Here is a 12277-nt window from a genome sequence, read left to right on the forward strand (position 1 = left end):
ATGCGAATCATGGGGGCTTCCCAGACCGATTCGTTTTTGTTAACTTCCCGTTAATAAAAAAATAAATAGGCAGGCATACAGGCAATGAAGACGGGCTTTCGTGGCGCGTTTGTCATCTCCTGGTCGCAGACGGAAGTGGACGGACTCGAATCCGCCCCCGTACAGGCACTCAATGTCGGGACCGCGTGGTCCTGGCGTGGCGATGCGGTGCGCGTCGACGGACCAAACGAGGTCCTGCGGCTGGAACAGACAGACGACGAAACAAACTGCCGCAAACGGGCGGCGCGGCTTGTGCGGCGCCTTGTGGGCGCGGCACAGGCAAACACCAAGGATATTCACAGCGTCGAGGTGAACGAGCCTTTGATGGACAGCGGTTTCGTTGTCACCGATGGCGCGCGCAGCTTTACCGTGACCTTGATCGAAGTGGGCGGCGGGGCACCGCCGCTTTTGCTTTTTGTGGATGAAATTCCCCCGCGCAATACCGAAATGTGGGTGGTCCACCAGTCGCTGGAAGGCTTGCGGCACCCCTCGACCGGGCCGGAAACCGGCGGGGTGATCTGTTTCACCCCCGGCACGCGCATTCATACCCCCGATGGCCCGCGCCTTGTGGAGGAGTTGCGCGAAGGCGACATGGTGCAGACCAAGGACAACGGGGCGGAGGAAATCCAATGGATCGGCAGCCGCCGGATGACCGGCGCGCGGCTGTTCGCGATGCCCTACCTGCGGCCCATTCGGATCAAGGCGGGTGCCTTTGGTGGCGACCGCCCCGATGAGGAACTGCTGGTCTCGCCCAGTCACCGGATGCTTCTGGAAGGCGACGAGGCGCGCGCCTTGTTCAACACGCCCGAGGTTCTGGTCACCGCCCGCGATCTGGTGAACCATTCGACGGTGACGGTGGACGCGGCCCTGCGCGAGGTGACCTATATCCACCTCATGCTGCCGCGCCATCAGGTGCTTTGGGCCAATGGTGTGGAAACCGAAAGTTTCCACCCGGCCAGCACATCGCTGGCGACATTGGGCGATGAGGACCGGGCACGGCTTTTGGCCCTCAACCCGCACCTGGAATCCGAGCCGCATACCTACGGCAGTTTTGCACGGCGCAGCCTGAACAGTTCCGAGGCGGCGATCCTGCTGCATGAGGCGGCCTGAGACGGTGGCAATTGTGCGGTTGACTCTGCACATGACGCGCGTATAAGCGCGGCTTCATTGGTGTTGGTGGCCCCCGCAAGGGGATGCCTGTCGGGCTTCGGCCAGAGGACAACGCCCTTCACATTCCAAGAAGGAGATCAGCCGTGACCAAACGCACGTCTGCCAAGTACAAAATTGACCGCCGGATGGGCGAAAACATCTGGGGTCGTCCGAAATCCCCCGTCAACCGTCGTGAATACGGCCCCGGCCAGCATGGTCAGCGCCGCAAGGGCAAACTGTCCGACTTCGGCCTGCAGCTTCGTGCCAAGCAGAAGCTGAAAGGCTACTACGGCGACCTGACGGAAAAACAATTCCGCCGCATCTTTGCCGAAGCCGAGCGTCTGCGCGGCGATACCGGTGAGCAACTGATCGGCCTGCTGGAAAGCCGTCTGGACGCGGTCGTTTACCGCGCCAAGTTCGTGCCCACCGTCTTTGCCGCCCGTCAATTCGTGAACCACGGCCACGTCCGTGTGAACGGCAAAAAGGTCAACATCCCCTCCTACCGTGTGAAAGAGGGTGACGTTGTGGAAGTTCGCGACCGTTCCAAGCAGATGGCAGCGCTTCTCGAAGCCACCCAACTGCCCGAACGTGACGTGCCCGATTACATCGAGGCCGACCATTCCAAGATGACCGCGAAGTTTGTTCGCACCCCGGGCCTGGGCGATGTGCCCTATCCGGTGATGATGGAACCGAACCTCGTCATCGAATTCTACGCGCAGAACTAAGACCTCTGCGCCACAGGATCCAAGGCCGCGACGGGGAAACCCGCCGCGGCTTTTTCGTTTTGGGAATGTGGGTGCGGTGCGCAGTGAATGCGCACCCTACGGAGGATCGGGCTGGCTCGGCTTTTGATGTGTTGGAGCCGCGCGATGGCCAGACCGCGGGGTGGCGATCGCGCGGCGGGCCTGCGGCCCTTGATTCCGCGCGAGGTAAGATACGGAGGATGTGTATCCTTCCCAAGGATGGCGCGGTTTACCAATCCACCCTACCCGATGGATGCAGCGGGGCGACACATTATCAGCCATGCGTTTTTGCTTCTGGTCAAGGCCCGGGGGCAGGGCTAGAACACCGGTCAGGGAGATGGCCAAATGACCAAGATCACACCCCAGCCGGGGATCATGGATATCGAGCTTTACCAAGGCGGGGCCAGCCAAGTGGCGGGTGTCTCGAACGTGGTGAAACTCAGCTCGAATGAAAACCCCTTCGGCCCCAGCGAGGCCGCGAAAGAGGCGTTCCGCAAGGCTGCCTATGATCTGCACCGTTACCCTTCGACCGATCACCGCGCCCTGCGCGAGGCGATTGGCGAGGTGCACGGGGTCGATCCGGCGCGCGTGGTCTGTGGCGTGGGCAGCGATGAGATTATCGCCTTTCTCTGCCAAGCCTACGCCGGGCCGGGCGATGAGGTGATCCACACCGAACACGGCTTCGCCATGTACAAGATCAGCGCCAAGGCCAATGGCGCCACCCCCGTCGAGGTGCCCGAGCGCGAGCGCGTGACCGATGTGGACGCGATCCTTGCCGCCTGTAACGCGCGGACAAAGCTGGTGTTTATCGCCAATCCCAACAACCCCACCGGCACCATGATTGGCGATGGTGAGGTCGCGCGGTTGGCCGAAAACCTGCCCGATCATGTGCTTTTGGTGCTGGACGGGGCCTATGCCGAATATGTCGAAGGCTACGACGGCGGCGCGGGCCTTGTGGACAGCCGCGACAACGTGGTGATGACCCGCACCTTTTCCAAGCTTTACGGGCTGGGTGGTTTGCGCGTCGGCTGGGGTTATGGCCCGCAGCATGTGGTCGATGTGTTGAACCGCATGCGCGGCCCCTTCAACCTGTCCCAAGCCGCCCTTGTCACCGCCGAGGCGGCGGTGCGCGATGAGGCTTGGGCCACCAAATGCCGCGAGGATAACACCCGCCTGCGCGCGTGGCTGGCCGAGGCCTTGGCCGAACATGGGGTGCCATCGGATACCTCTACCGCGAATTTCATCCTTGCCCGTTTTGCCAGCCGGGACGAGGCAGAGGCCTGCGATGCGCATCTCAAGTCTGAAGGCCTGATCGTGCGGCTCGTGGCGGGCTATAACCTGCCCAACTGTCTGCGCATCACCGTGGGGGATGAACCCAGTTGTCGCCGGGTGGCCCATGCCGTGGGGCAGTTCATGGGGAACGAAAGATGAGTGGCGCGCCAATTTACAACCGCGTGGCACTGATTGGTCTGGGCCTGATCGCCTCGTCGATGTTTTGGGCGATGAAACGCCACGGACTGGCCGGTGAGGTCACGGGCTTTGCCCGGTCCGAGGCAACGCGCGCCACGGCGCGCGAGATCGGCCTCTGCGACCGGGTTTGCGACAGCGCGATTGAGGCTGTAGAAGGCGCCGATCTGGTGGTCCTCTGCGTGCCTGTGGGCGCCATGGGCGAGGTCGCTGCCGAGATTGCCCCGGCGCTGCAACCCGGTGCCACGGTCTCCGACGTGGGTTCGGTCAAAAAGGCGGTGATCGAGGCCGTCGGCCCCCACCTTCCCGAAGGCGTGCACTTCGTCCCGGCCCATCCGCTGGCCGGTACCGAACATTCCGGCCCGACCTCGGGCTTTGCTGAGCTTTTTGAAAACCGCTGGTCTCTGATTGTGCCGGTGGAAGGCAGCGACCGCGCCGCGGTGGAGCGGGTTGAACAGCTTTGGCAAGGCATGGGGGCCCTCACCGATGAGATGGACGCCGAACACCACGATCTGGTCCTTGCCGTCACCTCCCACGCGCCGCACCTCATTGCCTATACCATGGTCGGCGTGGCCGATGACCTGCGCCGGGTGACCGACAGCGAGGTGATCAAATACTCGGCGGCGGGTTTTCGCGATTTCACCCGCATCGCCGCAAGCGACCCCACCATGTGGCGCGATGTCTTCCTGACCAACAAGGACGCGACGCTGGAAATCCTTGGCCGTTTCACCGAGGAGCTATTCGCCCTGCAACGCGCGATCCGCACGGGTGACGGCGATCACCTGTTCGATTACTTTACCCGTACACGCGCCATCCGGCGCGGTATCATCGAGGCGGGGCAGGATACCGACGCCCCGGATTTCGGACGTGTGAAAAAGGGCTGATGCATGCGTGTAGTTTTTCTTATCCCCTTGATTTTAATGGGATGTTCTGTTGTTGGCGGTGGCTCGAAGGAACCCGTTGTATCTTCCAAGGGGTCGGTCTGTGGTGATCCCACGATCAAGGGTGTGGTGGTTGGCTCCGTGCCCGGAAACGGGGCCTGCGGCATCGATGCGGCGGTGCGCGTGACCTCGGTGGGCGGGATTACGCTTAGCCAATCATCGTTGATGAATTGCCGCACCGCGCGCACCCTCAAAGGCTGGGTCGATACCGGCCTCACCCCGGCAGTGGGCGGTATGGGCGGCGGGGTCTCGGGCCTCAAGGTGGCAGCGCATTACGCCTGCCGCACCCGTAACCACCAAGCCGGCGCGCGCCTGTCGGAACATGCCAAGGGCAACGCCATCGACATCGCCGCGATCCAACTGCGCGATGGCGATGATATTACGGTACTGGACCATTGGAACAGCGGCGCAAAAGGCCGTGTTTTGCGCCAATTGCACCAAAGCGCCTGCGGCCCCTTCGGTACTGTCCTTGGCCCTGAATCCGACCGCCACCACCGCGATCACTTCCATTTCGACACTGCCAACCACCGGGGTGGGTCCTACTGCCGGTAAGTCGGCTCCAAAGCCTTCTTCTGTTCACAAATATCCTGGGGGAGGCGCCCAAAGGGCGTCGGGGGCAACGCCCCCAACCCACTTACCTCAGACGAATAACCGGCGCCGGGCCAATCGGGATCGGCCCCAGCAACACCCGACCGCCGCGAAACCCGACCGGAATATCCAGCGTTTTGGGGTTGCCCGCCATTTGCGACAAGAGCGACAGCCCGTCTTCCAGCGTCCCGGCAAACCCCTCCGGAATCGCCCCTGCTGTCACCGCCAGTTCCAGAATCTCGCGCCAGTTGCGCGCCTTGACGGTGATCTCGCCGGTGGGCACACCCCGGGCATCCACCGTCACCTCGCCCGCCGCCTGAAGTTCAAGCCGCCCCCAGCGGGCCTGCGCCAGTTTCACCTCGATCCGCCGGGGCTGTGGGCGGGCCACCTCGATGGCGCTGCGATCCCAAGGTTTGTCGAATTCGACGACCATATCGGCCTGCAAACCCTCCAGCGTTTCGGGCAGGCTGTCGCGCGGGTCAAGCCGTGCGCGGACCGGCACGGATGGCGCGACGCCATCGGCCCGCAGGCCCAGCCGATAGACTGGTGCGGTGGTGGCTGGCATGGTCTCAATCGCAAGGCTCAAGGCCTCGATATGCGTCGGCTCATCCCGGCCTTGGGGAGAGATGGCCAAGGACTGCGCCGTGAGGGTGCTGCGCTCAAGCGGTAGCTGCGTGGATACACCGACCACCGCGCTGGCCCGCATGTCGCGGCTTTCCACGTCATACTTCTCCAGCGGTGTGGCGATCAATTGCGTGCCTGGCCAGACGGCGATGACGTGGCCGGGGTTGTAGCTGAGCGCATTGATCTGAAAGCGCGGGGCTTCCCATGCCAGCCCGGTGTCCGGATCGGCAAGCGCCAAATCCTCGAACACCGTGTCAAACCGGCTGGGATATCCCTGTACGGTCAGGTCGCTGTACTCGGCCACCCAACCCTCGTCGCGTCGCTCCTCGAACCATGTGGCAAACCCCGATTGCACACCGTTTGACCCGATAAACCAATAGCCCGACCAAAGCGCGACAACCGCGATCAGAAGTGTCACCAGTAAACGCATGGGCGCAGGCCCCCTTTTCTGCTCTCTCGGGTTGGTGTTTAAGGCCTCTATGACACAAGGAACAGTAAAATGACGATGTGGGTTTTCGGCTATGGCTCTTTGGTGTGGAATCCGGGGTTCAATGTCGCGGAACGGGTGATTGCCACCTTGCCGGATTACCACCGCAGCTTTTGCATGCGCTCGATCCACCATCGCGGCAGCGAGGAGGCCCCGGGCCTCGTTCTGGCGCTTGATGCAATGGAGGGCGCGCGCTGTCATGGTGTGGCGCTGTCGGTGGCCCAAGGCGAAGAGGCGCAGACGCTGGATTACCTGCGCGAACGTGAATTGGTCTCGGCGGCCTATCTGGAACGGATGCTGGATATCGAACTGGCCGATGGTCGGGTCGTCGAGGCGGTGACCTATGTGATCGACCCTGACCATGTGCAGTATTGCGGCGGTCTGGACCTTGAGGAGCAGGCCCGCATCATTGCCGCCGCCGTTGGCGGGCGCGGGCCGAATACCGAATACCTCTACAATACCGCCGCGCATTTGCACGAGTTGGGTATTCGCGATGCGGAACTGGATTGGCTGGCGGCGCGTGTGCGCCATTTATGCGCATAAATCCTTGGCTTAGGGGCTTTTGGCGCGTAGGGTTGGCCCAACAAGAACCACCGCCGGGAGCCGTGCCAATGGCGCAGCCGGACCGTGAGGTCGAGCCCAAGTTTTCACACCCCTTCCGCCAGATCATGCTGATGCTGATCGTGCTGGGGTTGACCTGTTTCGGCGCCTTTCTGGCGCTGCCCCGGGTGCTGCCCGTGTTTCAGGCCAATCCGTATCTGAACGGCTTTATCATCTTTGTTTTCCTGATTGGTGTCGTGGCTTGCTTCTGGCAGGTCTTTCAACTGATCGGCTCGGTCCGCTGGATCGAAGGGTTCGCCGCCGAAACCCCGGGCCACGAGATGACCAAGGCCCCCCTGCTTCTGGCGCCCTTGGCCTCGCTTTTGCGGCAACGGGGCAAGAAGCGGTTGCAGATTGCCCAGACCTCGGCGCGCTCGATCCTCGACTCGGTCGCCCAACGGATCGACGAGGCGCGCGAGATCACGCGTTATATCGTCAATATGCTGATCTTTCTGGGTCTGTTGGGCACCTTCTATGGTCTGGCCACCACCGTTCCGGCGGTCGTTGACACCATCCGCAGCCTTGCGCCGCAGGATGGCGAGGGCGGGGTCGAGGTGTTCAATCGACTGATGACCGGGCTTGAGACACAGTTGGGCGGTATGGGCGTGGCCTTTGCCTCCTCGCTGCTGGGGCTTGCCGGGTCGCTTGTCGTGGGCCTGTTGGAGCTTTTCGCGAGCCACGGCCAGAACCGGTTTTATCGTGAGCTTGAGGAATGGATGTCCACCATCACCCGTGTTGGTTTCGCGGGTCAGGATGGCGAGGTTTCGGGCGAGGCGGCGGCCATGGCCCCGGTCGTCGATTACATGGCCGAGCAGATGGAAAGCCTGCAAATGATGCTGACGCAATCCGATGTCAGCCGTTCCATGGTGGACGAGAAACTGGGCGTTCTGGCCGATTCCGTAGAACGCCTGACCCACAGGATGAGCGACACGAACCCTGTGAACACCGCGCTGAACCGCGTGGCCGAGGGGCAGGAGCGCCTGATCGAAACCCTGGAACGTCAGGCCGAGCACGCCGGAGACACTGGACTGGACGCTGAAAGCCGGATGCGCCTGCGTTCGATCGACGTGCAGATGTTGCGCATCCTGGAAGAAATCAGCGCCGGGCGTCAGGAAACCATGACCGAGCTGCGCACCGACATTGCCGCGCTTTCCTCCGCGATCCGGTCCCTGCCACGCAGCACCGCCCCACAACGCGCCCGTGGCAGCACCCAATCATCGCGGCAAACGCCCCCAACGCAGGAGGGGTGATGCATGGCCCTCTCGCGGCGCACAGGCACACGGTTTCAGGCCTCGATCTGGCCCGGATTCGTCGATGCGATGACCGGCCTTCTGCTGGTGCTGATGTTCGTTCTGACGATCTTCATGGTGGTGCAGTTCGTTCTGCGTGAGACCATCACCGGGCAGGCCAGCAAACTGGATGAACTCTCTTCCGAAGTGGCCGCACTGGCACAGGCCCTGGGGCTTGAGCAAGACCGCAACGCCACGCTCACCGACCGGGTGGGGGAACTGACCGCCACCCTTGGCGATGCCCGCGAACGCGAACAGCAGCAAGCCGCCCTCATCGCGCAATTGCAAAGCCAGACCGCCGAACAGGCCGAGGCTCTGAGCGCCGCGCAATCGCGCATCGCCAGTTTCGAGGAACAGGTTGCGGGGCTTCTGGCCGAACGCGACACGGCACTCGGTCAAGTGGCCGAACTGGAAGGCGAGCGTGACGCGCTTCTCTCGGAACAAGAGGCGCTGGAACTCACCCTCGCCTCCCTGCGCGAGGAAGTCGATGCCCAGAGCGAGGCCGCCCGCCTTGCTGCCGCCCGCCGCGAAGCGCTTGAGGCGCTTGTGGCTGACCTGCGCCAATCCTCGCAAGAAACCCAAAGCGAGATGGCCGCCCAGATCGACACCCTCGAATCCGAGTTGTCCGAGGCCGAGAAGGCGCGTCTTGCCGAGGCCGCCGCGGCTGAGGCTCTGCGCGAAAAACTGCAAGACGCTGATGCCGAACTCACTGCCATGACGCTGGCACTGGAAGAGCAACGCAAGCGCGCCGAAGAAACGCTGACCCTTCTGGCCGCTGCTCGCGACGCGCAGGAGGATCTTGACACCCGCCTCGCCGCGGCGCTGCTGGACCAGGAAGAGACCGAGGCAAGCCTTGCCGACCGCGACGCCCGCATCGCCGCTTTGGAGGAAGAGTTGCGCCAAGCCGAAAGCGGTGCAAGCGAAGCCAACGCCGATTTGGCCGCCTTGCGCGCCGAACTGGAGGCCACCAAAGCCCGCCTCGCCGAAGTTGTCGCGCAAAGCACCATTGCCCAGACGCAGGCGATGGAGGCTGAGGAGGTGCGCGCGCAACTTGCTCGCGCCCTTGCCGCCAAGGAAGCCGCCGAAGCAGACGCCGCTGAAACACTGACCGAGGCGGAGGAGCGCGCGGCCCTGCTGGCGCAAGCCCGCGAGGAACTGTCCCAGCAAGAGGAAATTGCGAGCGAGGCCCAGAAACAGCAGGCTCTGCTCAACCGTCAGGTCTCGGCCCTGCGGGAGCAACTGGGCCAGCTACAGGCGCTTCTTGATGATGCCAAGGCGCGCGAAGCGGCGCAGAGCGTGCAGCTTCAATCGCTGGGCCGGGACCTCAACACCGCCCTTGCCCGCGCCGCGGCCGAGGAACGCGCCCGCCGCAAGGCCGAGCAAGAGCGCGCCCGACTTCTGGAAGAGCAAAACCGCAACCTTGAAAGGTACCGCTCGGAGTTTTTTGGGCGGTTGCGCGATCTGCTGGGGTCGCAGGAAGGCGTGCGCATTGTCGGGGACCGCTTCGTCTTTTCCTCCGAAGTGCTGTTCGCCCCGGGCGAGGCACGCCTGTCGGAAAGTGGCGAGGACGAGATCGCCAAGGTCGCAGGCATCCTTCGCAATGTAATCAGCGACATTCCCGAGGGTATTGACTGGGTCCTGCAAGTTGATGGGCACACCGATGACGTACCGGTGCGGGCGGGCGCAGAATTTGCCGACAACTGGGAGTTGAGCCAGGCAAGGGCGCTTTCGGTGGTGCGTTACATGATTGATTTCCTCGGGCTGCCACCCGAACGGCTATCGGCCAATGGCTTTGGGCAATATCAGCCGGTGAACTCCGCGGGCACGCCCGAGGCCCGCGCGCAAAACCGGCGGATCGAATTGAAGTTCACCGGGAAGTAAGCGCGGCGCGGCGACTTCTTTTACGAATTCGGAGAATAATCAGGCCGGTTGGCGGACACCGCGTTGATCGACGAGGAAATCGGTGATCATCGCGCCGATCCACATGCAGAGCAGCGCCAGCCATGCGGTGCCGGCAAAGACCGAGCCGCCGGTGACGCCATTGCCGATGGCGCAGCCACCCGCCAGCATCCCGCCGAAGCCCATGAGGGCAGCCCCGGTGATGGCGCGGCGCATGTTGGCCTCATTCTCGAAGCCTTGGAACTTGAATTCCTTGGTGACCCACGAGGCAAGGAAGGAGCCGAGGAAGACGCCCGGCACGAGACCGATGTCGAATTCCAGCACGGCGGTGTTGTTGAGGAAGAACATCAATGTGTTGGCCGAGGGGCCGGTGAAAGTGGCGCTTTCGATGGGCACCGGATCGAAGGCGATTTGCGCCAGCGAGAAGGTGGAAACCCAGCCCACCGCCACGGCAAAGCCCACGCCAGAGGCAAAGACAAGGCGCGACAGGCCGATCTTGTTGTGGATCGACACGGCAAAGGCGATGAGGGCCACGATGATGCCGAAGAACAGCCCGCTGATTTGTGGCAGGCCGAGGGTGGCCAGCAGGTCCATGTTATGGCCGCCGGATGTGATGGAGAGGGCCGCGAGCTTGTCGCGGGCCGGGGCGAGCCAGCCGGTGAGGGTCATTTGCGCGACCACGGCGAAGACGAGGCCGGAGATGACTGAGCGCAGGTTGCCGGTGGCGGCCAGCACCAGAAGGCGGCCCGAACAGCCGCGCGCCAGCACCATGCCGACGCCAAAGAGAAGCCCGCCGATGACCGCGCCCGACCAACTGCCGGGGATGGCCATGATGCGCGCATCCTCGGCCCGGAAAAGGCCCAGCATTTGCGCGCCCTGCACCCAGATCACGGCGGTCGAGAAGGTCAACAGCCAGACGGCGACCTTATCGCCCATCTGACCGCGGGCGAACTGCACCGTGGCCGCACGCAGGCAAAAGCGCGAGCGTTGCGCGGCGACGCCGAAGATCACGCCAGTCAGCAGGCCCAGAAGGGCGGCGGCGGGGGCTTCGCCGATGCGTTCCACGAGGGTCAGGAGGTCCATCATACATGCCTTTCGATCAATGGGCGGGGTTTTGCATGCTGGTATTTGAATGTCATTGATCCAGATCAGATTGTCCCAGGCTTGCCCCTCGCCAAGCGCAGCGGATGAGCGTAAAGGGAAGGCATGAGCAAGACCACGCCCCTTGAAGACGCCCGCATGCTGCCCCTGTGGCGGCGGCCTGTGACGTTGCTTTTCCTGATGGCGGCGGCGATGCCGGTGGCCTTTGCGACGTGGTCGGCGCTTTTGAATAACTTCGTGATCGAGGCGGCGAATTTTGACGGCTCGGATATCGGGTGGCTGCACACGGTGCGCGAGATTCCGGGTTTTTTCGCCATTGGGGTGATTGCTCTGATCATCTTTATCCGCGAACAGGTGCTTGGGTTGGTCTCATTGGCGATGCTGGGGGTGGCGACGGCCCTGACGGCGCAGTTCCCGTCTTTGGGCGGGATTTTGACCATCACGCTGCTGAGTTCGATCGGGTTTCATTATTATGAAACGGTCAACCAGTCACTTCAGTTGCAGTGGATTGACAAGTTACGCGCGCCGAAGGTTCTGGGCTGGCTGGTGGCGGCCGGATCGGGGGCGACCTTGGTGGCCTATGTCCTGATTGTGATGACGTGGGAAGCCTTGGGCCTGACCTATAACACCGTTTACATGCTGGCCGGTGGGTTTACCGCCTTGGTCGCTTTGTTTTGCCTTTTTGCCTATCCGCAGTTCGAGGCACCCAATCCGCAGGTCAAGCGGATGGTGCTGCGGCGGCGCTATTGGCTGTATTATGCGCTGCAGTTCATGGCGGGGGCGCGGCGGCAGATTTTCGTGGTCTTCGCCGGCTTCATGATGGTCGAGAAATTCGGCTTTGAGGTGCATGAGGTCACGGCGCTGTTCCTGATCAACCTGGTGGCCAACATGGTGTGCGCACCTTTGATGGGTCAGGCGGTGTATCGCTATGGCGAGCGGCGGACGCTGATTTTCGAATATGCCGGGCTGGCCTTGGTATTCTTGGCCTACGGCGGGATTTACTGGTTCGGCTGGGGTGTTGTCTTGGCGGCGGTACTTTATGTGGTGGACCACCTGTTGTTCGCACTGGCGCTGGCGCTGAAGACCTATTTCCAGAAGATCGCGGACCCTGGTGATATTGCCCCCACGGCGGCGGTGGCCTTTACCATCAACCATATTGCGGCGGTGTTCTTGCCGGCGCTGCTTGGGTACCTGTGGTTGGTGTCGCCTGCGTCGGTATTTTTGTTGGCGGCGGGGATGGCCACTGTTTCACTGATGCTGGCGCTGTTGATCCCGCGCCACCCGGAACCGGGGCATGAGACCATCCTTAGCCCGTCCGCCCCGGCCCCTGCCGAATAAGTTTGAACGAGA

The 12277-nt window shown here is 62.8% G+C and carries 11 protein-coding genes; 9 read left to right on the forward strand and 2 right to left on the reverse strand.

From position 1 onward, the window contains the following. Positions 1-84: 84 nt before the first annotated feature. The 5 genes from QZ498_RS10830 (at position 85) to QZ498_RS10850 (ending at position 4891) form a co-directional block, all read left to right on the forward strand. Entirely contained in the window at positions 85-1149 is a 1065-nt protein-coding gene (locus QZ498_RS10830; protein WP_294622112.1) for a Hint domain-containing protein, read from the forward strand. Positions 1150-1292: 143 nt separating this feature from the next. Beyond that, positions 1293-1913, forward strand: coding sequence for a 30S ribosomal protein S4 (gene rpsD / locus QZ498_RS10835; protein ID WP_294622113.1), 621 nt, complete (start codon positions 1293-1295; stop codon positions 1911-1913). Positions 1914-2276: 363 nt separating this feature from the next. Then, positions 2277-3362 carry a histidinol-phosphate transaminase gene (hisC, locus tag QZ498_RS10840; RefSeq protein ID WP_294622114.1) on the forward strand — a complete coding sequence of 362 codons (1086 nt, stop codon included), beginning with the start codon at positions 2277-2279 and terminating at the stop codon, positions 3360-3362. Continuing rightward, positions 3359-4282 carry a prephenate/arogenate dehydrogenase family protein gene (locus QZ498_RS10845; RefSeq protein ID WP_294622115.1) on the forward strand — a complete coding sequence of 308 codons (924 nt, stop codon included), beginning with the start codon at positions 3359-3361 and terminating at the stop codon, positions 4280-4282. Before hisC ends, QZ498_RS10845 begins: the two co-directional genes overlap by 4 nt. 3 nt (positions 4283-4285) lie before the next feature. Beyond that, entirely contained in the window at positions 4286-4891 is a 606-nt protein-coding gene (locus tag QZ498_RS10850) for an extensin family protein (RefSeq protein ID WP_294622116.1), read from the forward strand. An 82-nt stretch (positions 4892-4973) separates the two neighbouring features. Here QZ498_RS10850 and QZ498_RS10855 read toward each other — a convergent pair whose 3' ends face one another. Further along, positions 4974-5981: a DUF2125 domain-containing protein gene (locus QZ498_RS10855; protein ID WP_294622117.1), complete on the reverse strand. Its 1008-nt coding sequence runs from the start codon at positions 5979-5981 to the stop codon at positions 4974-4976. Between the two features lie 69 nt (positions 5982-6050). Between QZ498_RS10855 and QZ498_RS10860 the strand changes: the two genes are divergently transcribed. From QZ498_RS10860 to QZ498_RS10870, 3 genes are all read left to right on the forward strand, one after another. Next, entirely contained in the window at positions 6051-6581 is a 531-nt protein-coding gene (locus QZ498_RS10860; RefSeq protein ID WP_294622119.1) for a gamma-glutamylcyclotransferase, read from the forward strand. A gap of 68 nt (positions 6582-6649) precedes the next feature. Further along, positions 6650-7888 (forward strand): biopolymer transporter ExbB, encoded by a 1239-nt coding sequence (locus QZ498_RS10865; RefSeq protein ID WP_294622121.1) that lies wholly within the window; start codon positions 6650-6652, stop codon positions 7886-7888. Between the two features lie 3 nt (positions 7889-7891). Next, a complete protein-coding gene (locus QZ498_RS10870) occupies positions 7892-9808 on the forward strand; it encodes a peptidoglycan -binding protein (protein ID WP_294622123.1) in 1917 nt (638 codons plus the stop codon). Between the two features lie 39 nt (positions 9809-9847). Here QZ498_RS10870 and QZ498_RS10875 read toward each other — a convergent pair whose 3' ends face one another. After that, a complete protein-coding gene (locus QZ498_RS10875; protein ID WP_294622202.1) occupies positions 9848-10909 on the reverse strand; it encodes a YeeE/YedE family protein in 1062 nt (353 codons plus the stop codon). 123 nt (positions 10910-11032) lie between these two features. Between QZ498_RS10875 and QZ498_RS10880 the strand changes: the two genes are divergently transcribed. Continuing rightward, the gene (locus QZ498_RS10880) at positions 11033-12265 is read left to right on the forward strand and encodes an MFS transporter (protein WP_294622125.1); all 1233 of its coding nucleotides are present in this window, start codon (positions 11033-11035) and stop codon (positions 12263-12265) included. Positions 12266-12277: the final 12 nt, after the last annotated feature.

Origin of the sequence: uncultured Roseovarius sp. (assembly GCF_913057115.1) — a bacterium.
In the GTDB taxonomy this organism is placed as follows: Bacteria; Pseudomonadota; Alphaproteobacteria; order Rhodobacterales; family Rhodobacteraceae; genus Roseovarius.